Origin of the sequence: Synechococcus sp. A15-28, from assembly GCF_014280175.1 — a bacterium.
GTDB lineage: Bacteria > Cyanobacteriota > Cyanobacteriia > PCC-6307 > Cyanobiaceae > Parasynechococcus.
In genome coordinates, this window is the sequence record NZ_CP047931.1 from 174,486 (window position 1) to 194,295 (window position 19,810).

The 19,810-nt window shown below is 60.6% G+C and carries 19 protein-coding genes, 1 tRNA gene and 1 other RNA gene; 10 read left to right on the forward strand and 11 right to left on the reverse strand.

Annotated elements, in window-relative coordinates:
• Positions 1-34: 34 nt before the first annotated feature.
• On the reverse strand, positions 35-1,249 hold the full coding sequence (locus SynA1528_RS00885; protein ID WP_186587280.1) for a glycosyl transferase family 90: 1,215 nt from the start codon (positions 1,247-1,249) through the stop codon (positions 35-37).
• A 245-nt stretch (positions 1,250-1,494) separates the two neighbouring features.
• Positions 1,495-2,028: a ribosome maturation factor RimM gene (gene rimM, locus SynA1528_RS00890; protein ID WP_186587281.1), complete on the reverse strand. Its 534-nt coding sequence runs from the start codon at positions 2,026-2,028 to the stop codon at positions 1,495-1,497.
• Between the two features lie 55 nt (positions 2,029-2,083).
• Here rimM and SynA1528_RS00895 point away from each other — a divergent pair, with 55 nt between their 5' ends.
• Both SynA1528_RS00895 and SynA1528_RS00900 read left to right on the forward strand, forming a co-directional pair.
• The gene (locus SynA1528_RS00895) at positions 2,084-2,269 is read left to right on the forward strand and encodes an NAD(P)H dehydrogenase subunit NdhS (protein ID WP_186587282.1); all 186 of its coding nucleotides are present in this window, start codon (positions 2,084-2,086) and stop codon (positions 2,267-2,269) included.
• A gap of 4 nt (positions 2,270-2,273) precedes the next feature.
• Positions 2,274-3,098, forward strand: a complete 825-nt coding sequence (locus tag SynA1528_RS00900; RefSeq protein WP_186587283.1) for an ion transporter — start codon at positions 2,274-2,276, stop codon at positions 3,096-3,098.
• Here the strand turns inward: SynA1528_RS00900 and rnc are convergent.
• Together rnc and rnpB are read right to left on the reverse strand one after the other, a co-directional pair.
• Entirely contained in the window at positions 3,065-3,784 is a 720-nt protein-coding gene (gene rnc, locus SynA1528_RS00905) for a ribonuclease III (protein WP_186587284.1), read from the reverse strand. The two genes, SynA1528_RS00900 and rnc, sit on opposite strands and share 34 nt — an antisense overlap.
• Positions 3,785-3,792: 8 nt before the next feature.
• Positions 3,793-4,178: RNase P RNA component class A (gene rnpB / locus SynA1528_RS00910), an RNA gene on the reverse strand.
• Positions 4,179-4,218: 40 nt separating this feature from the next.
• Here rnpB and SynA1528_RS00915 point away from each other — a divergent pair.
• From SynA1528_RS00915 to SynA1528_RS00925, 3 genes are all read left to right on the forward strand, one after another.
• A tRNA-Arg gene (locus tag SynA1528_RS00915) sits at positions 4,219-4,292 on the forward strand.
• Positions 4,293-4,384: 92 nt separating this feature from the next.
• Entirely contained in the window at positions 4,385-4,711 is a 327-nt protein-coding gene (locus SynA1528_RS00920) for a DUF8670 family protein (RefSeq protein ID WP_186587285.1), read from the forward strand.
• A 37-nt stretch (positions 4,712-4,748) separates the two neighbouring features.
• Positions 4,749-5,213, forward strand: a complete 465-nt coding sequence (locus SynA1528_RS00925; protein ID WP_186587286.1) for a DUF8661 family protein — start codon at positions 4,749-4,751, stop codon at positions 5,211-5,213.
• Positions 5,214-5,395: 182 nt separating this feature from the next.
• Here SynA1528_RS00925 and SynA1528_RS00930 read toward each other — a convergent pair whose 3' ends face one another.
• Positions 5,396-7,918, reverse strand: coding sequence for a glycogen/starch/alpha-glucan phosphorylase (locus tag SynA1528_RS00930; RefSeq protein WP_186587287.1), 2,523 nt, complete (start codon positions 7,916-7,918; stop codon positions 5,396-5,398).
• A 213-nt stretch (positions 7,919-8,131) separates the two neighbouring features.
• Between SynA1528_RS00930 and SynA1528_RS00935 the strand changes: the two genes are divergently transcribed.
• Entirely contained in the window at positions 8,132-9,508 is a 1,377-nt protein-coding gene (locus tag SynA1528_RS00935) for a cation:proton antiporter (RefSeq protein ID WP_186587288.1), read from the forward strand.
• Here the strand turns inward: SynA1528_RS00935 and SynA1528_RS00940 are convergent, their stop codons facing one another.
• Positions 9,509-9,829, reverse strand: coding sequence for a hypothetical protein (locus SynA1528_RS00940; protein ID WP_186587289.1), 321 nt, complete (start codon positions 9,827-9,829; stop codon positions 9,509-9,511).
• 49 nt (positions 9,830-9,878) lie between these two features.
• On the opposite strand from SynA1528_RS00940, the gene SynA1528_RS00945 reads away from it, so the two are divergent.
• Together SynA1528_RS00945 and SynA1528_RS00950 are read left to right on the forward strand one after the other, a co-directional pair.
• Complete coding sequence (locus SynA1528_RS00945) at positions 9,879-10,751, forward strand: alpha/beta fold hydrolase (protein WP_186588208.1); 873 nt, start codon at positions 9,879-9,881, stop codon at positions 10,749-10,751.
• Between the two features lie 67 nt (positions 10,752-10,818).
• Entirely contained in the window at positions 10,819-11,673 is an 855-nt protein-coding gene (locus SynA1528_RS00950; protein WP_186587290.1) for an aldose epimerase family protein, read from the forward strand.
• Here SynA1528_RS00950 and SynA1528_RS00955 read toward each other — a convergent pair.
• Positions 11,658-12,809 carry an FAD-binding oxidoreductase gene (locus SynA1528_RS00955; RefSeq protein ID WP_186587291.1) on the reverse strand — a complete coding sequence of 384 codons (1,152 nt, stop codon included), beginning with the start codon at positions 12,807-12,809 and terminating at the stop codon, positions 11,658-11,660. The genes SynA1528_RS00950 and SynA1528_RS00955 overlap by 16 nt on opposite strands.
• Positions 12,810-12,823: 14 nt before the next feature.
• Here SynA1528_RS00955 and SynA1528_RS00960 point away from each other — a divergent pair, with 14 nt between their 5' ends.
• Complete coding sequence (locus tag SynA1528_RS00960; protein WP_186587292.1) at positions 12,824-14,170, forward strand: four-carbon acid sugar kinase family protein; 1,347 nt, start codon at positions 12,824-12,826, stop codon at positions 14,168-14,170.
• On the opposite strand, the gene SynA1528_RS00965 is transcribed toward SynA1528_RS00960, so the two are convergent.
• Together SynA1528_RS00965 and SynA1528_RS00970 are read right to left on the reverse strand one after the other, a co-directional pair.
• The gene (locus tag SynA1528_RS00965; RefSeq protein ID WP_186587293.1) at positions 14,069-15,427 is read right to left on the reverse strand and encodes a (Fe-S)-binding protein; all 1,359 of its coding nucleotides are present in this window, start codon (positions 15,425-15,427) and stop codon (positions 14,069-14,071) included. The genes SynA1528_RS00960 and SynA1528_RS00965 overlap by 102 nt on opposite strands.
• A gap of 33 nt (positions 15,428-15,460) precedes the next feature.
• A complete protein-coding gene (locus SynA1528_RS00970; RefSeq protein WP_186587294.1) occupies positions 15,461-16,885 on the reverse strand; it encodes an NADP-dependent isocitrate dehydrogenase in 1,425 nt (474 codons plus the stop codon).
• A gap of 80 nt (positions 16,886-16,965) precedes the next feature.
• Here SynA1528_RS00970 and SynA1528_RS00975 point away from each other — a divergent pair, with 80 nt between their 5' ends.
• A complete protein-coding gene (locus SynA1528_RS00975) occupies positions 16,966-17,901 on the forward strand; it encodes a glycosyltransferase family 2 protein (RefSeq protein WP_186587295.1) in 936 nt (311 codons plus the stop codon).
• Here the strand turns inward: SynA1528_RS00975 and SynA1528_RS00980 are convergent.
• Together SynA1528_RS00980 and SynA1528_RS00985 are read right to left on the reverse strand one after the other, a co-directional pair.
• Positions 17,876-19,063: a ChbG/HpnK family deacetylase gene (locus tag SynA1528_RS00980; RefSeq protein ID WP_186587296.1), complete on the reverse strand. Its 1,188-nt coding sequence runs from the start codon at positions 19,061-19,063 to the stop codon at positions 17,876-17,878. The genes SynA1528_RS00975 and SynA1528_RS00980 overlap by 26 nt on opposite strands.
• The gene (locus SynA1528_RS00985; protein WP_186587297.1) at positions 19,060-19,800 is read right to left on the reverse strand and encodes a 5'-methylthioadenosine/adenosylhomocysteine nucleosidase; all 741 of its coding nucleotides are present in this window, start codon (positions 19,798-19,800) and stop codon (positions 19,060-19,062) included. Before SynA1528_RS00985 ends, SynA1528_RS00980 begins: the two co-directional genes overlap by 4 nt.
• Positions 19,801-19,810 lie beyond the last annotated feature (10 nt).

A 19,810-nucleotide genomic window follows, 5' to 3' on the forward strand; every position in this document is an offset into this window, starting at 1 on the left:
CGCTTCATGGATATACGAATAGACATATATTAATTCATTTGCTAATCCCAGTCATTCCTGGATATGAACTAAAGCTAATAATCTTTTGAATTCCACTGTATCTCTTTCCGCTCGGCAAGTGAGTAATTGATTCGTTTCCGAATTCATGATAAATCTTGCTAACCGCATTGGAAAAAGTTGATTCAGAGTCTTTCATGTATTGAATTGATTTTAAGTATCCATTAAAAGCAATTTCCATAGATTGCTGGTCATTTCTACTGCACCATTCTACTATATCTTCTATATTTGAGAAATCTTTTTTGACTGGTATATAATCTCGCCAGGGTTTCATATACATATCAATGCATAGGAGATTTTCATTATCTTCTTCTCTTAATACTAGGCTGCCTTGTAAATGCCGAAAAATAGTTCCCCATGCCCTTACAGATCCTTTGATGTCAGGGAAATATTTATAGCCAAAGAACTCCTTATTGCTTATTTCTTTTGCAGTGATTTTATGTATTTTGCCCGAGATATTTTCGATATTGTGGGTATTTCGTGTTATTTTCATGTCAATATTCTTTTTGCCTTGATGTATGAGGCATAAATGTGTTCTTAAGTTAGCTTTCATTCCGCCTGCGCTTCTGTATATGTTGGGGCCGTTTGCGCCTCCTCTCCAAAAAAGTATGCTTTTCTTTTCCCTCCAGATTTTTTTATGAATTACTCGCATTCTACCGATATTAGAGGGATTAGTCATATATTCGAAAAGTTCACTGTTAAGTTCTTTGTATGCTATTAGAAGTCTTGCGTCGTATTCTGTGGGTATGAGAAAATTTTGATCGCCGCCTGAGTTATGTGAGATGTCTGATGTTAGTGCTGGACTCCAAGAGCAGTGATCATTTGTATTTATTGGTATCAGGCAATTTTCTAAGTCTTCTCTTTTTAAAAACTCTGCGATCGCTTTCCTGTACGCGCAAAGAATCCACTCGCCTCGATTGTGCATTGTTAGTTTATTGATATAGATATTTTTTCTGCTTTTGCAAAGTCCTCTTTTTGGTATATTGATTATATTGAGGTTGTAATTTCCGGAGGTTTTTTTTTGGAATGCTAAGGCAAGCATCGAATGGCCTAGTGTTTCTTCGCAATTAATTGGAAGTCCTAAGCAATAGTCTTCAATTAATATATTTTTGGCCAACTTTTTCCCGATATTTTCATAAATAATCTGAGATGGCGTTTTTGCTATATCCTGAGGTATTTCGAAAATGTTCATCTTTTTTTATGGTAACAAGTTAAATTTACACTGCTTATGGTTCTCATGCAATTGCCGTTTGTCGATTTGGGTATGACTGCGATATTTCACAGCATCTACAGGCGGTTATGTGTTGTGTTGGGATTTTGACGTTGGTCTATGACCAAGACACTTGCTTTGATTTCGCTTTTTGGCTCGTGCCTCGCGTTCGAGCGTTTAGGTTGACTTGCATTTTTAGTTATATTTGATTAATTACAATGAAATTGTTAAAGATCTAGTAGCCCACGTGGTGGCGTAAGCAGAATCCATCCCTCTTCTTGTCGCACCTCTGGCACGATTGCCTCCACAAAAGGAATCAGCAGCTTGCGGCCCCCCGATGTGGTGATTTCCAGCAGGTCGTTGCCGCCGCTGATCAAATCGCTCACGGTGCCAACTGCAGGTCCATTAGCCGTGAGCCGTGCCTCCAGGCCCAGTAGATCGAGCAGGTGAAATTCCCCCTCTTCCAATTCGGGACGGTCATCCTCTGACACCAGCAGTTCATGGCCCACAAGGGTTTCGGCGGCGCTGCGGCTGTCAATTCCTTCAAGCCGCACCACAAACAGCGACTTGCCGGGTAGTTGCCGGCCCTTCTTGAGTTGGATCTCCGTCGGCGCAGCCCCCGTACGACTGCGCAGCCAGCGGGGTCCCGGCTCCGTGAATCGCTCGGGGAAATCACTGGCGGGATTGACCCGAAGTTCCCCTTGCAGCCCTTGGACCCCCACGATCTTGCCGACGCTTAGCCATTCATTGCTCTCCGTCATGCCATCAGCCGCGCACTCTGTCGATAATGGCGCCAGATCCGCCCACGAACGAGCTATGGCGCCTGCAACCGCTCCGATCCTCCCCGGCTCCACCGTTAACGTCTCGGATGTCAACTCGATCTACAACGGTTACACCGGCTTCGTGCAGCGAATCAGCGGCGACCGTGCGGCAGTTTTGTTTGAAGGCGGCAACTGGGACAAATTGGTGACCCTGCGGCTGAAGGACCTCCAGCTGGCCTGAGGCGATGGACAAGGACCGAAGCCTGCGACAACGGCTCCAGGCCACGGTGCTGGAAGCCAGCACCGTGGCGGGCAAGACCTACAACGTTGCCATTTTCGGGGCGATTCTGCTGAGTGTTCTGGCTCTGCTGCTGGAACCCGACCCCCTGGGCAATTCAGCCCTGCGCCAAACCAATGTGCCCTGGATCGATCTGGTTCAGAACGTTTGCTTGGCGGTGTTTGCAGCGGATTTCGTCCTTCATCTGGCCTTGGTGGAGAGGCCTCGCCGTTACCTGTTCAGCTTCACCGGACTGATTGACGCCTCGGCGGTGCTCTTTTTCTTCGTGCCCCAGGTGCGCAGCGAGTTGTTGCTGTGGGTGTTCAAGTTCGGCCGCATCCTGCGGGTGTTCAAGCTGCTGAAGTTCATTGATGAAGCTCGGGTGCTCGGTCAAGCTCTGCGGGGCAGTGCGCGCACCATCTGCGTCTATCTGTTTTTCGTCTTTCTGCTGCAGGTGGTGCTGGGGTACTTCATCTTCGTGATCGAGAGCTCAAACCCTGAGTCCCAGTTCCAGACGGTGTCCAACGGGGTGTATTGGGCCATCGTCACGATGACGACCGTTGGCTACGGCGATCTTGTCCCTCAGACGGCTCTGGGGCGTTTGCTGGCCTCCATCGTGATGATGCTCGGCTTCGGAATCATTGCGATCCCCACGGGGTTGCTCACGGTGTCGGGCGTCCGTCACCAGAAGAAGCAGCGGGGACCAATCTGCTCCAGCTGCGGCCGCCAGGGTCATCGCGATGATGCGCTCCATTGCGATCAATGCGGGGCGTCCCTCCCCGCCAGGGTCTGAATCGCTGCTGCTGCAGCATTTTGCTCGGCCTCCTTGCGCGAGCCCCCGTGGCCTTCGGCCAACACCTGGTCCGCGACGTGCACTCTGCTGTGGAATCGCTGCGGATCGCCATGCCGTCGACTCCGTTCTTCGGTGCGGTAGTCCGGCAAGCCCAGCCCCTGACCCTGGCTCCATTCCTGCAGGGCGGTTTTGCCATTGAAGCGATGGGGGGCCTCCAGCACCGCCGCAGTGGTGGCTTGCCAGTGGGGAGCGAGCCAGTCAATGATCGGCTCCAGGCTGCCGCTGGAGCTGTAGATCGCCCCGATCAGTGCTTCGGTGGCATCGGCGCGAATCGTCTCACGAGCCGCGGCATCACCCAGCGCTTTCGGACCAAGGATCAGGCAGGATTCGATTTGAATCTGATCCCCCAGCTCGGCCAGCCAGCGGTCACTCACCAGTTGCGCGCGAAGGCTGGAGCTTTCGCCCACCGTCAGTTCGGGATAGTGCTGATCGAGATACAGCGTTGCCGCTAGCCGCAGCACGGCATCCCCTAGAAACTCAAGCCGCTCGTTGTGGTCGGCCCGTCCACTCGAGACATGGGTCATGGCGCGTTCCAGCTCGATCAGGAGGGTCGGGTGATCCACGGCCTCAACAAGGCCCAGTCGCCTGATCAGGCTCTGCAGTGAGTCGCGACGCGCTTGGTCCACGAAATTAGGGGTGAAAGCAGGACATAAGCCGGGTTCTGTTCACTCCTCCGAAGAGGGTGGGTGGCTATCTATCTGGGACCGCCGTTACCGACGGCCTCGAGCGGCGCGTTAAAGCGGAACGGGGCCAATGGCCAGCCGTCGTTCCTTGGCCTTGCTCCCAGCCGGGGTTTACCGAGCCAGCACCTCTCGATGCTGCTGGTGCGCTCTTACCGCACCTTTGCACCCTTGCCTGTGCCTGGGGAATCCCCACGGGGCCATCGGCGGTGTGTTTCTGTGGCACTCTCCTCACGGTCACCCGCACTGGGCGTTACCCAGCAAGCCTGGCCATCAGGGAGCCCGGACTTTCCTCAGCCGACACTCAAAGAGATCGGCCGCAACCACCTCGCCTGCTTTCAGCCCACATCATGCCTCGGGGGCATAATCAGGGCAGATCGGGGGCTGTAGCTCAGCCGGATAGAGCAACGGTTTCCTAAACCGTAGGTCGTGGGTTCGAGTCCCGCCAGCCCCGTCAGGAGCGCCGAGATCGGTAGTGGACGCTACATCTGGTGGGGTGGGCAGATTGTTCTCCACCGCTAGGGTTGCATCAACCGGGTGGGTGCCATGACCCAGCTTCACGACCTCCGACTGCGGCTTCTTGTGCAGCAGGAAAGCGAGCGCATTGCGGACACCCAACCCACGGATCTCGACCTGTCTGTGGTGCAGGCCCGATGCCTGTGCTGGTTGGCTCTGCTGGCTGAGGCCCATGAAGATCAAGCCGGTGATGCCGAGCGCCGTGGGGACACCGAGCAGGCCATGGGCTGGTTTGCTGACTCCATGCGCCTCCGGGATGTGATCGGTGTCGTGTCTTCGATTGAGATTCCTCTTCCAGGAACCATTGAGGACGACGACAAGAGTGCCGAAGACGACCGCGGACCCCTCGCGGCCTGATGGGTGGCGTAGTGTGAATTGAGATCGAGGGACTGCGGTGCCGGAAGAGCCCTGTCAATGTCCGGACTGTCAACGGTTCTACCGGGAGCATGACCGGTTGATTCGTGAGTTCCCAACCCTGCGTCAACAGCAGGAATTGAACTGGGCTGCTCTCCAGTCCTTCCGGACGCTGTCTGGTCGGGTGCTGGAAGATCTGCAGAAACACCAGAGCTCGCGTCAGCAGCAGGATCAGGTTCCGTCCAACGCCATGGCACAGCCGGCGTCTGCAGAAGAGTCCAGCGATGGCCTCCAGCAGGCCATGGCGGATCTCGAGAACATCAATGCGCATCTCTTCTCGATTGAAGCCCTGATGGAGCGCGTGTTTGACGTGCGCGTCCCCGAGGAGATCGAACAGAAATTTCGAGAGCTTGCCGGCGAACTGGCTCCCGACCCCCTCAACGTTGATCGCCTGCGGTTGAACCGCCTGCTGCACCAGACGCCGGATTTACCCGACCGCAGCTGAAGCAGGCGTATCGCTGTGACGCTTACAGCGGCGAGCGATCATGCCCTCCTCATCCGCCGCCATGCACAACACGGTGACCGATCAGGCTCACCCTCCGTGCCAAGGGGAGGCTCTGGTGAAGTCCACCAGAGCCGCCTTGAGGCTGGAGCTGCCCAGGTTGATCACCAGGGACAGATCGCTCATCAGCGCACGTAGCAGGTGATTTCAACGTTGAGGGGATCCACGTTCCAGATGTTCTTGCAGTACTCGCCGATGGAGCGGTCGGAGGAGAAGAACCCGGTGCGGGCGGTGTTCAGCAGCGACATCCGGTTCCAGTGCATGCGATCGGTCCAGGCGAGGCTGACGGCCTCCTGGGCTCGCAGGTAGTCGGCAAAGTCCGCCATCACGAAGAAGGGATCGTTGCCGGTGAGGTTGTCAAGCAACGGACGGAACAGCTCGCTGTCGCCATTGCTGAAGTGGCCCATCTCGATCAGGCGCAGAGCTTCTTGCAGCTCCGGCATGGCATTGATGAAATTGCCGGGGTTGTAGCCGCTCTGCTTGAGCTCAGTGATCTCCTCCACGGTTTTGCCGAACAGGAAGAAGTTCTCCGCGCCCACCAGCTCGCGGATCTCCACGTTGGCGCCATCCAGGGTGCCGATGGTGAGGGCGCCGTTCATGGCGAACTTCATGTTGCCGGTGCCGGAGGCTTCCTTGCCGGCGGTGGAGATCTGCTCGGAGAGGTCGGAGGCGGGATAGACCTGCTCGCCCAGCTTCACGTTGTAATCCGGTAAAAACACCACCCGCAGGCGGCCGTCCATGTCGGGATCGGCATTGACGGTTTCGGCGATGCCGTTGATGAAGCGGATGATCAGCTTCGCCATGTAATAACCGGGAGCCGCCTTGCCTCCGAAGATCACGGTGCGGGGGGCCATGCCATCGGCCTGGCCGTTCTTGATCCGCAGGTACTGAGTGATCACCTGCAAAGCATTGAGGTGCTGGCGCTTGTATTCATGAATGCGCTTCACCTGCACGTCGAACAGGGTGGAGGGGTCCACCAGGACACCGGTGTTGCGGTGGATGTAGCTGGCCAGCTTGCGCTTCACCGAGAGCTTGGTGTTGCCCCAGTGCTCGAGGAAGCCGTGGTCGTTCTGGCGTTCCTCCAGTTTGCGCAGGTTCTCCATGTTGGAGATCCAGTCCTCTCCGATGTGCTCGTTCAGCAGGTTGGAGAGCTCGGGGTTGGCCAGAGCCATCCAGCGGCGGGGGGTGACGCCGTTGGTGACGTTGGTGAATTTTTCTGGCCAGAGCTCGGCGAATTCCGGCAGCAGGTCGGTTTTGACCAGATCGGAGTGCAGCGCTGCCACGCCATTCACGTGGTGCGCTCCGATGGTGGCCAGGTGCGCCATGCGCACAGCTTTACTGCCGTCTTCGTCGATGATCGACAGCTTGCGCTGAATGGCGTCGTTGCCGGGGTAACGCAGACGCAGTTGCTGGAGGAAGCGGCGGTTGATTTCGTAAATCAGCTCCAGGTGGCGGGGCAGCAGATTGCCGAACAGGTTCAGATCCCACTTCTCCAGGGCCTCTGGCAGCAGGGTGTGGTTGGTGTAAGCGACAGACCGGGAGGTGATATCCCAGGCCTTGTCCCACTCCATGTGGCGGTCGTCGATGAGCAGTCGCATCAACTCCGCTACAGCGATGGCGGGGTGGGTGTCGTTGAGCTGAACGGTCCAGTACTGAGGGAAGTCCTCAACGGGTAAACCGCGGTTGTCGAGGCTGCGCAGCATGTCCTGCAGTGAGCAGCTCACGAAGAAGTGCTGCTGCTTCAGGCGCAGACGCCGACCTTCATCGGTGCCGTCATTGGGATACAGCACCTTGGAGAGGGTTTCGCTGCCCACCTTCTCCTCAACGGCGCCGTAGTAGTCGCCAATGTTGAAGGCATAGAAGTCAAAGCTCTCGGTGGCATCGGCACGCCAGAGGCGCAGACGATCGCAGATGTTGACCCGATAGCCCAGGACGGGGACGTCATGGGGGATGCCGATGGCATGCTCGGCGGGGATCCAGCGGGAACGGTAGATGCCCTTGTCATCGATGTAGCTCTCGGTACGGCCACCAAAGCCGACGAAGCAGGCTTCATCGGGCTGAGGAAGTTCCCAGGGCCAGCCTCCCTTCAACCACTTGTCGGTGATCTCCACCTGCCAGCCGTCGCGGATGAGCTGGTCGAAGATGCCGAATTCATAGCGGATGCCATATCCCGTGGCGGGGATCTTCAGGCTGGCCAGGGATTCCATGTAGCAGGCCGCCAGGCGTCCCAAACCACCGTTGCCGAGGCCGGGCTCTTCCTCCACATCCAGGATCTGCTGCAGGGATTCGATGCCGAAGTTCTTGAGAGCTTCTTCGGCTTCCTGCTGAATCCCAAGGTTCAGCAGATTGTTGTTCAGCTGGGGCCCGATCAGGAATTCCGCCGATAGGTAGGCCACCGATTTCTGCGGATGGGCCCGCATCGCCTCTGTAGTGGCGAGGTACCGCATCATCAGGCGATCGCGCACCGCGTAGCTGAGAGCCATGTAGAGGTCATGGCGGCTGGCGGTGGGGGCGAGCTTGCCGAGGGTGAAGAACAGATGCTCGGTCATGCCGTCGAAGACGCTCTTGGCGTCAAGACCGGCCCGCTCGGGGTCGTTGTAACAGCCGGGGGTCGGCAGACGCAGGTCGAGGGGTTGGGAGGAGGTCATGGCGTGCTGTGAAGAACTCCTGTTTGAAGAAACCGGGTTGGCGCCCCGACTTTTTGGGACGCCAACTTTTCCATGCCTGGAAAGTAGCTATCACTCCAGGCCCTGCCCGTTATGTGCTGTACTCCGGTTCGTCTTTGTCCAAATCGGACCATCTTCGTCACAGTCCTGATCGACTTTCGCAACTAAGGTCGGCGAGATTGCTCCGCGGCATCCATGCTGTTTCCCGCACTGCTGAGTGAGATCAGCAGCCACGACCTTGAGGTGGCCGAAACGCTGATCGGCGTTCTTCGCTTCGTGCTGATCTTTGTGGCCGCGCGATCCCTCGCCGAGGTTTTGGTTCGTTTTGAACTGCCTACCATCCTGGGCGAGCTCTTGGCGGGCGTGATCATCGGCGCCTCCGGGTTGCATCTGTTGGTGCCTCCGGAGACGCAGGTTCAACTCAGCTCCTTTTTTGGTGATGTGGTGGGCGGATTGGCCCACATCCCAGCCGATGAGATCCCGGAGATCTACAACGAGACGTTTGGTGCCCTTCAGGCCGTTTCCAACCTGGGTCTGTTCTCGTTGCTGTTCCTTACCGGTCTGGAGAGCGAGCTGGAGGAACTGATTGCCGTTGGAGCTCAGGCCTTTTCCGTGGCTGTGGTGGGCGTGGTCTTGCCGTTTGCCTTGGGAACCCTGGGTTTGATGGGTATCTTTCATGTGGATCCCATCCAGGCGATTTTTGCCGGCGCTTCGATGACGGCCACCAGCATTGGCATCACCGCGAGCGTCTTCGGTGAGCTCGGTTATCTGCGCACGCGCGAGGGTCAGATCGTCATCGGCGCGGCCGTTTTGGACGACATCCTCGGCATCGTGATCCTGGCTGTGGTGGTTTCCCTCGCCGCCGGTGGAACCCTAGAGATCGCCCCAATCGTGCAATTGGTTGTGGCCGCTGTTCTGTTCGTTGTGGTTGCCCTCGTGTTGAGCCGTAAAGCTGCCCCCGCTTTCGACTGGGTCATCGATCAGCTCAAGGCTCCGGGCGGCAAATTGGTGGGCTCCTACCTCTTGCTTGGCGCCAGCTGTTTCGTTGCCACGGCCATTGGTCTTGAAGCGGCCCTGGGTGCCTTCGCTGCAGGTTTGATCGCCAGCACCTCCAAACATCGCCACGAGATTCAGGCCGCCGTCACGCCCATCGTTGGATTGTTCGCCACGGTGTTCTTTGTGCTCGTTGGTGCCGGCATGGATCTGTCGGTGATCAATCCGTCCGATCCTTCAGCACGCTCTGCCCTGGTGATTGCAGGCTTCATGTTCGTGGTCGCCATCATCGGCAAGGTGGCTGCCGGCTGGGCCGTGTTCGGTCAGCAGAAAACCGACAAGTTGGTGGTGGGGCTCGGCATGTTGCCCCGTGGCGAAGTGGGTCTGATCTTCCTGGGCCTGGGAACAGCCGCCAAGCTGCTCAGCCCTGGCCTCGAGGTAGCCATCCTGCTGATGGTGATCGGCACGACCTTCCTCGCACCGGTGCTGCTGCGTCTCGTCTTGAAGGGCAAACCTCCAGAAGACGGAAATGAGGTTCCTGAGGAATTGGCTGCTGATCCTTTAGGGGGTGCCTCCTGATCAATCGCTGCCGCGGTTGCTGAACACCAGCAACAGGCTCCAGCCCACGGCGACAACACCCAGGCTGGAGGCCCAGCCTGGGCCTAGAGCCCAGCTGCAGCCCAGCTGTGTTGCCAGTCCGACGGCCAATGCCAGCAGAAGGCTGCTGAGGATGAGGATCCCCTGTCTCCAATCCTCAGGAATGGTGCTGGTTTCAAGGCTCGTTTCCAACCGACTGAGGGGAGCGCTGAGGGGCACGTACAACGCCACGGCCCAGATCAGCGCCCCGCGCCAGACAGCAGCGTCGGCGAGGGGTCCGCTGATCACCTCGTAGCTCTGCATTCAGGCCTCTGGACGGGCTGCCTAGCATCGCGCCCTCTTGCCCCTCGTTGTGGACACCTACCGCTGGAGCCACCTTGGACATGACGTCCACACGATCCATCAACAGCCCGAGAAGGACTGTTCGGATCGTCCTGCGCTGCTGCTGGTTCATGGTTTCGGGGCCTCCACCGATCACTGGCGCCACAACATTCCGGTGCTCGCCAGAACCCACGCCGTGCATGCGGTTGATCTGCTGGGTTTTGGGCGCAGTGCAAAGCCTGCGGAACTGCCCTACGGAGGGCCTCTCTGGCGCGATCAGCTGGTGGCCTATGTGCGGGAGCGGATCGGACGCCCCACGGTGATCGCCGGCAATTCTCTCGGGGGCTTTGCGGCGTTAGCGGCTGGTGCGGCACTCCAGCAGGACTGTGCCGGTGTGGTGTTGCTGAATGCAGCCGGTCCCTTCAGTGATGAACAGCAGCCTCCCAAGGGATGGGGTGCCATCGCCCGGCAGAGCATCGGCAGTGCGCTGTTGAAAAGCCCTGTGCTGCAGCGGTTGCTGTTTGAAAATCTCCGACGTCCAGCCACGATCCGTCGCACCCTCAATCAGGTGTACGTCGACAAGACCAACGTGGATGACTGGTTGGTGGAGTCGATCCGTCGTCCATCGCTCGATCCCGGCGCCTTCGGTGTGTTCCGCACGGTGTTCGACATTCCCAGGGGGCAGCCCCTCGATGAGCTTTTCGCTGAGTTGACAGCACCTCTGCTGCTGCTCTGGGGCATCCGTGACCCATGGATCAATGCGCCAGGCCGCCGGGCCACCTTCCAGCGTCATGCGCCGGCGGCCACCACGGAGGTGGTGCTGGATGCGGGCCACTGTCCCCATGACGAGGTTCCCGAGCAGGTGAATGCATTCTTGCTGGATTGGCTCGCTGCTCTGACGTGAGCCACAGCACCGACAGATGCGGATCAGCCAGCTAGCTGGGTAGATCAGACTCGGCTCGCTACAGCGGATGCCCATGACTCTCACCCAGCAGACCGCTCCCTATGCCCATTGGGAGTACGTCCATCCGGAAATCGGAGATCGTCTGCGGATCATTCCAGAGCGGGGCGGCATCGTCAGCGAGTGGCGTTGTGGGGAGCGTGAGGTGCTCTATTTCGACCAGGAGCGTTATGCCGACCCTGCCAAAAGCATCCGTGGAGGGATCCCTGTTTTGTTTCCGATCTGCGGCAATCTTCCCGGTGATCTGTTGCAGGTGAATGGCGTTGATCACACCCTCAAACAGCACGGCTTTGCTCGCAATCTCCCCTGGCAGCTGCAACTGCTTGATGATCAGAGCGGTGTGCGTCTCAGCCTGAGCAGCACGGACGAGACCCTCGCGGCCTATCCCTTCGCTTTCCTGGTGGAGATGGAGGTGCGACCTGTGGCCATGGCCCTCGAGATCAGCACCACGATTCACAACCGCAGCGATCAGCCGATGCCCTTCAGCTTCGGGCTGCATCCTTATTTCAATGTCAGCGATCTGGGCCAGACCCGGCTCACCGGTTTGGCGGAGCGTTGTCTGAATCACCTGGAGATGGCGGATGCTGCCACCGATGGTCAGCTGTCTCGCCTGCCGGAGGGCGTTGATTTCCTTTGCCGGCCCGCTGGTGATGTCACGTTGATCGACGACGTCAGTGGTGCTCAGCTCCAGCTGCAGCATCAGGAGCCGATGGATCTGACTGTGGTCTGGACCGAACCCCCCCGCAAGATGGTTTGCCTGGAGCCCTGGACCGGCCCGCGCCAGTCCTTGGTGAGTGGCGACCGCAAGCTGGTATTGGATCCCGGCACCCAGCAGACCGTGGCCTGCCGCTACGCCGTGTCCTGATTGACCCCCGGCAGTCGACCGCGGCAGAGCTGCTGCCGCGGATCGAACTGTCGCTTCACGGCTTCGATAACCGGACGGGCGGGCGAGTCCAACCAGGCCGGGATGGAACCCGGTTTCGGCTGTACGAGCACGGTCAGTCCTCCGCCGAGTTCCACCACGCTGCGGCGCAGGGCTTCAACCTTGAACGGTTCGCTGGGTCCGCTCGACCAGCCATCGCCGCACCCGGCACCGGCGGCAATGTCCCAGGTCCAACCCTTCAACGAAGAGATCGCCGGACTCTGCAGGAGTTGCGTCACCTTGGCCGGCGGCAGCACCAGTCGCACCAGCCAGGTCGGTGCTGAACAGGTCAGTCCGTTGTCCCTCGGGTCTGAGCAGGGTTGCTGTTCAGAGGTCAGTCCATGGTTCTGGCCCAGCTGCTCCAGTCGTTGCAGCTGCTCATCCACTGCAGCGTCCGACACGCTGCTCACCATGATCTGAAGCTGCCACCCCTCCTCCACGGAGCCCTGCCAGTCGCAGCGTTCGGGCGTGAGGGTGGAGCGCACCAGCTCGGCTCGGCAGCGCTCCAGATCCGACAGGGTTCCATGGAGAGCGAGGGCTGCCTGATGAGGCCGAATCGGCTGTAGCCGCAGGGTGACGTCGGTGATTAGCGCCAGGCTGCCCCAGCTGCCACAGAGCAGTCGCATCAGGTCATAGCCCGCCACGTTTTTCACCACCTTTCCGCCAGCGCGGGCTTCCACGCCATCGGCCCGCAGCAGGCCGATCCCGATGATCTGGTCCCGTACTCCCAGGTGGCGTTGACGCAGACCCCCGGACAGTCCCCGGGCCACCAGGCCGCCAATGCTGCCGGGCCTGCCATCACGGGGCAGATCAACCGGCAGCCACTGCCCCTGCTTGGCCAGAAGAGCCTGAAGCCTGTCGAGGGGCATTCCAGCCTCCACCGAGAGGGTCAGGTCGTCGACGGCATGGTCGATCACACGATCGAGATGGCGGCAGCTCAGCACGCCATGGGTGGGATCCAGGCGAGGTCCCCACTCCAGGTGCTCACCCAGGCCACTGGGGATCCAGGGGATGGCGTCCTGATGCCACTGGCGCACCAGCTCGATCAAGGCGCTTCGGTCGGCAGGGGAATGGCTCACGGCACGATGGTGCCATGAAGGTTGTGGTGATCGACGACGACCCCACCGGCTCGCAGACGGTGCATAGCTGTCCTCTGCTGCTGGAGTGGGACAGGGAGACCCTGAGGCGGGGCTTGAAGCGCCCTTCGTCGTTGCTGTTTTTACTGGCGGACACACGGGCGCTGACGGCCGAGGCGGCCGCAGCGCGCAACCGCGAAATTGTCTGCCAACTGGATCAGGCGCTCGCAGCGGAAGGGTTACGTCGTGGCGATGTGCTGCTGGTGAGTCGCGGCGATTCCACCTTGCGCGGCCACGGCGTTCTGGAGCCCGCCACCTTGCAGGAGGCCTTCGGGCCGTTTGACGCCACGTTCCACATCCCAGCATTCATCGAGGGTGGCCGCACCACGGTGAACGGTGTGCATCTGTTGAACGGTGCCCCGGTGCATACCACCGCTTTTGCCCAGGACCGGATGTTTGGATTCAGCACCAGCGATCTGGCAGGCTGGCTGGAGGAGAAAAGTGGCGGTTCGATTCGATCTGCCGATGTGCAGCGGATTTCCGGTCGTGAGCTGAACGCGGCGTGTGGGACTGGCCTTTTGTGTTTGGTCGATCGACTCCGCTCCCTCAGGGGCAATGTGCCGGTGGTGGTGGATGCGGAACGACAGGACCAGCTCGCCGCTCTGGCCGCCGCGGTGCGGTCGCTGCGCAGCGAGAAACGCTTCCTGTTTCGGTCAGCCGCCAGTCTGGTGAAAGCACTGGCGGATCCTGGCCCGCAGCCTCTGGATGCGGCTGCTCTGGCCGGCCTGCGCCGACGGAATGGAGATGGTGCTCTCCTGCAGGGGTTGGTGGTGGTGGGCTCCTATGTGCCGCTGGCGGATCAGCAGCTGGAGCGATTGCTGCAGGCCCCCGGTTGCCGTGGGCTCGAGGTGCCCGTGCGTCGCATCGCTCGGGTGTTGGAGGGCGGCACGCCGGACTTGCTGCTGGCGGACCTGGAGCGGGAGCTGCTGGATCAGCTGAAGCAGGTGTTTGAGGCTGATGCAACATCTGTGCTGTACAGCAGCCGCGGCGAGCTCGGTTTTGCTTCGCCCCGGCAGCGCCGGCATTTCTCGGTTCAGCTCGCGCAGCTGATGGCCCGCTTGGCGGCTGCAGTGGCACCGGGCCTTGGTTACCTGATCAGCAAGGGAGGAACCACCACCCAGACCCTGTTGTCCAAAGGGCTGGGGCTGACGGCTGTCCAGCTGGAGGGGCAATTGCTGCCGGGACTGTCCCTGGTTCGTCCGTCAGAGGGGAGCCATGCCGGCCTGCCGATCCTCACGTTTCCCGGAAACCTTGGCAGTGCCGACACCCTGCGCGACGCCTGGCAGCGGATGGAGGCCGGCTGAGGCCGCCAACAGTTCCATCGGATGGTGGACCCGGGCTCGACCGCCCAGGTGCCGGCGCAGTTGCAGGGTGCAGCCGATGTTGGCGCTGGCCACCAGTCCGGCACCGGTGCCGCTTAGGTCATCGGCCTTGATCCGGCCCAGTTCAGCGGCCTCCTCCGGTTGCACCAGGTTGTAAATGCCGGCACTGCCGCAGCAGACCCCCACCTCGGTTGCCTCCCGTAGCTTGATGCCGGGGATGGCGCGCAGCAGCTGTCTGGGCTGGGCCTGGATCCCCTGGCCGTGAATCATGTGGCAGGCGTCATGCATGGCCACCGTCTCGGGCAGGGGTTGCAGTTGTGCTGTGAAGCCTGTGGAGAGGCCCCGGTCGGCGAGGAATTCCTGCACGTCCAGCACCGGCGCACGGAACTGAACGTCGCCGTTCAGCAGTTCGCCATAGGCCTTCATCGTGTGACCGCAGCCGGAGGCGGCCACCAGCACAGCATCCAGATCTCCTTCCACGCTGTTCATGCTGGTCACCAGATCGGAGGCCAGCTGACGGGTCAGCTCCAGTTCCCCCTGGTGATGGCTCACGGCACCACAGCAGCCCTGGTCCGGCGGAATCACCACCTCGAAGCCGTTGGCCTGCAGCACCTTCACCGTGGTCGTGCTGACGGTCGGATCAAAGCAGCGCTGTACGCAGCCCAGCAACAGGGCAACGCGGCCGCGGCGTTGCCCGCTGGCGGGATTGATCTGGAGAAGTCGGTCGTTGAAGCTCTCCGGTACCAGGGGCGGCAGCAGTTGCTCCATTGCTTCAATCTCAGGACCAAAAAGCCGGGTCAGGCCGGCTCGGCGGGCCAAGGCTTGGAGCGGTGTGCCGGCATAGGCCCGAAGCGATTGCAACAGAGCTCGCAGCCGCCTGGGGTAGGGCAGCACCTGCAGCAACAGTTGGCGGAAGCAGATCTGCCAGCTGCTGCGGTGCTGCAGCTGATTCAGCTTGGGTCGGGTTGCCTCGATCAGTTGGTCGTAGCGCACGCCGGAGGGGCAGGCCGACACGCAGGCGTAGCAGCCCAGGCAGGTGTCGAAATGGCTGGCGACGGTGGCGTCCAGCTCCAGTTCACCGGCTTCGATGGCCCGCAAAGCGTGGATGCGACCGCGCGGAGAGTCCATCTCGCTGGCCAGCACCCGGTAGCTGGCACAGGTGGGCAGGCAGAAGCCACAGTGCACACAGGGATCTGCGGCGCCTGCTGGCAGGCCGGGGAGCTGGGAGGGAGAGACCATCTCCTGAGTTTGGCGTGATAGCAGCCCTGGTGATCAGAACCGTTGGATGATGGCTTCAGCGAAACCGCTGCAGCTCGCCGGATCCACCTGGGGTTCCATCAGTCGCGCCAGGTCGTAGGTGACCTGCTGGTCGGCAATAGCGGCACTCAGGCCTTTGGTCACGAGGTCAGCGGCGTCTTGCCAGCCCAGGAATTCCAGCATCATCACGCCGCTGAGGATCACCGAACCAGGGTTGATCCGATCGAGGCCGGCGTGTTTCGGGGCGGTGCCGTGGGTGGCTTCGAAGATGGCGGCGTTCTGGCCGATGTTGGCGCCGGGGGCCATGCCCAGTCCGCCCACCATCGCGGCGGCGGCGTCGGAGATGTAATCGCCGTTGAGGTTCAACGTCGCGAGGATCGAATACTCCTGAGGGCGGGTCTGGATCTGCTGGAAAATGCTGTCGGCGATGCGGTCATCCACCAGCACCATCTCCTTCCACTTGCCGCCTCCGTGGCTGCTGCCGATGGCGTCGATGACCGCCTTCACTTCGGTATCGATGTCGGCTTTCTTCTCCGGGGTGAGGCTGTCGTAGCCGGGCTCGATCATGCGGGCGTTGGCCTGCACGCTCAGGTTGGGGTCCTTCTCGAGGTTGCCGAGGATCCAGCTTTCCCGCTCGGTGATGCACACGTCGCGGAATTCGGTGGTGGCCAGTTCATAGCCCCAGTCACGGAAGGCCCCTTCCGTGAACTTCATGATGTTGCCTTTGTGCACCAGGGTCACGTGGCGCTTGTCGCCCTGAAGACGCAGGGCGTGCTGGATCGCCTTGCGGATGTGACGCTGGCTGCCGGCCTTGCTCACCGGCTTGATGCCAATGCCGGAACCCTCGGGGATCTGACGCTTGCCCAGCTTCCCGTTGGCGGGAATCACCACCTCGTTGAGGTGCTTGCGCAGCTCCTGGCCGACGGCGTCATCGGCCTCCCATTCCACGCCCATATAAATGTCTTCGGTGTTCTCCCGGTAGACGATCACGTCCAGATCCTGGGGACGCTTGTGAGGGCTGGGGGTTCCTTCGTAGTAGCGGCAGGGACGCACACAGGAATACAGATCAAAGATCTGACGCAGGGACACGTTCAGCGAACGGATGCCGCCGCCCACCGGGGTGGTGAGGGGGCCCTTGATGGCCACGCCGTAGGTGCGGATCGCTTCGAGGGTGTCCTCGGGCAGGTACTGGTAGGTGCCGTAGAGGTCGCAGGCTTCATCGCCGGCGTAGACCTTGAACCATTCGATGCTCTTGCTGCCGCCATAGGCCTTGGCCACGGCCGCATCCAGCACCTTCTGTGTCGCCGGCCAGATGTCCACGCCGGTGCCATCGCCGCGGATGAAGGGAATGATCGGGTTGTCGGCCACCACGGGCTGGCCGTTCTCGAAGCGGATCGGTGTGCCCTGGCTGGGGGCGGTGAGCTTCTCGAACTGGGCCATGGCGGTCGATCGGGCGTCAGCAGGGGGAGCCTATGACCGAGCCGGGAGCTCTACGGTTCATGCATCACAGCTGAGTTGGCATGGGCGGCGAGCAGCTCTGGGTCGTGGCCGCTTGTCTGAACGAAGAAGCGGTGATCCTCCGTTTTGTCGAACGGGTGCTTGCCCTTCCCGAGGTGGACCGTCTTCTCCTGATCGATGACGGATCCTCTGACGGAACGGTGGCGGTGATTCGCTCCTGGCAGCAGCGCCACCCCGATCAGGGCCTGACACTGCTGGAGCTCACCCGCAATTTCGGCAAAGAAGCCGCCATGTTGGCGGGTCTTGATTTTGCCGATGGACGTTGCGGAGCAGCTGTGTTGATCGACTCCGATCTCCAACATCCCCCAGAACGCATTCCGGCGATGGTGAAGGCCTGGCGGGAGGGTGCCGAGGTGGTGACGGCGGTTCGCGATGACCGCGATGCTGAGGGATTGATGAAGGTCGCCACCGCTTCGTGGTTTTACCGGGTGTTCAACCGCCTGGTGGATTCGATCCAGTTGCAGGAAGGTGCCGGCGACTTTCGCCTGCTCAGTGCCCCAGTGATCAAGGCCGTCACGCAAATGCGCGAGGCCACGCGTTTCTCCAAAGGGTTGATGCCTTGGACGGGCTATCGCAGTGTCGAAATCCCTTACAGCCGCGTGGCACGGATCGGAGGTGCAACCTCCTGGAGTCCGCTCAAACTCTGGCGTTACGCCATGGATGGGATCTTTTCATTCAGCGTGAAACCTCTGAAGGTTTGGGGCGTGATCGGAATGCTGATCTCCCTGGTGAGCTTCCTGTATGCCGCATTGATTGTGCTGCGCACGTTGATCTTCGGGGTGGATCTGCCCGGTTATGCCTCCCTGATCGTGGCGGTGCTGTTTCTTGGTGGAATTCAGCTGATTGGCATCGGTGTGCTGGGCGAATACATCGGCAGGATTTACATCGACGTCAAGCGGCGGCCCCATTACTTCATCCGTGCGGTACACGAGCCTTGAGGGCGTTCCATTCGTGTTGTCGCCACGGTGAACTGAAAAATTCGGCTGAACGATGAAAGTGGCGCTGCATCAGTTGATTCGTGCTCACTGGGGCAGCAGGGTGAGCCAGCAGCAGGTCCCCGTCGCCTAAGGATTCTTGTGCGGCCTCCAGGGCGACACCTGCCATCTGGCCTGTGAACAAAACCCCGGCAAAGCGCCGATTGCTGGAGATGCCGGCATGCGTGAGCCTGCGTCGAGCCAGCCATGTCAGCGACTGCAGCACGAGCCACTTGAGCAATCCGCCATTGTTCAGAGCTTTGATCCACAGCGTCAGCGGCAGGCCCTGTGGCAGTGGCTCTGCTGTGGTGCGTACCCAGACGATCTCCCGTTGCTCCAGCACAACCTCCAGCACCAGCGGCAGCAGATGAACGTGCTGATGTCCATCGAGATGGATCTGGCGTTGACCGGTCAGCTGCTGAAACCGATGAATCTGGGATTGCACTGCTGTTTCGACCTGAGCCCGCAGCGCGTGCCGTTTCGCTGGTCGCAGAGAACCCAGCAGCAGGTCGCCGAAGCCTGCCGGTAGATCAGGGCAGTCCTGGGGTTGAGGCCCTTCGGTGAGGCACAGATGCAGCACAAGTGGCTGGGTGTTGGCCAGGGATTGCCAGGCCGCGGCGGCTGATGGAGCCGTTGGACCAGCCACCAGCAGGCTGGCGCTGGTGAGACGCCCTGCTTCCGCCAGCTCGAGGATGGCGCTGTCCACCCCAGCGTCGAGGCCGAGGTCATCGGCGTGAATGGCGGGGCATCCGCTGCGTTGGCGCTGATGCAGCACCACGCGTGCAGCACGGTTCCAGATCAGAGCGTTCAGCACAGTGGGGGTGAACACCAGCACCACAGTTGGGGCATCCAGCAGGGGCAGCAGTGAGCAGACGCTGATGTTCACGGCGTACTGCAGCAGCAACCAGCGCCGAGGGAAGCGCCGGCCTCCGGTCTCTTCCCGGAAGGTCACCAGGGCATGACCCAGATATCCCGCCACGGATGCGGTGAGAAAGCCGATCGGATTGGCCAGGCTGAGGGGAAGCCATGACCCGAGGCCCATCAGCACGCCAGCGTGAACGACGGCGGCGAGGAGGCCGATGGCGCCGTAGCGCACCAGTCGGTTCAAGGCCGCCGGCAGGTTCATCGTGTGGACAACCTCTTAAGCAGCGCCTCGATCAGGCTCCAGGCCTGTTGTTCGTACACCTTTACGAAGTCGGTGAAGCTCTGGGCTGCCGCTTCATCGGCTCCGTCGGAAATCACCCGCAGAACCAGCCACGGCACCTCTTCCTGCTCGGCCACCTGCGCTACGGCGCCCCCTTCCATTTCCACCGCCTGCAGATCAGGCAAGGCAGCTTTGAGCTCCTGCAGCACCGCGGCATCCCCGATGAACTGATCGCCTGTGGCGATCAACCCCGGGCGCACAGCTCCAAAGCCCTCGAGCTCGCCGGCCGCCTGGGCAGCAGCCAAGGAGCGTTTGGCCCAGTCCAGCCAAGCCGGATCGGGCTGAAGACGATCGCGCTTCAGCGGTGGCATGGTGAAGCGGGGAAACAGCGGGCTGGCATTCATGTCGTGCTGCATCACGGCATCTGCCAGCACCACATCCCACTGCTGCAGGGAACCCTCGGCAGCGCCGGCCACACCGGTGAAGAGCAGCAGATCCAGATCGGGAGACGCTGCCAGCAGACGGGTCGCCGCCCTGGCTGCACACACTTTTCCCCAGCCACTCCAGGCCAGGGTCAATCGGACCCCTTCGCCCCAGACGCCCTGGTGCAGCGTCAGGTCTCCATGGACACTGCTGCTGAGCTGGTTGAGATGACTCAGATCCGAGCCGATTTCCTCGGGCATGGCGCCAAGCAGGCCGATGTGCAGCGGGCGTGTCATGGCTTTGTGA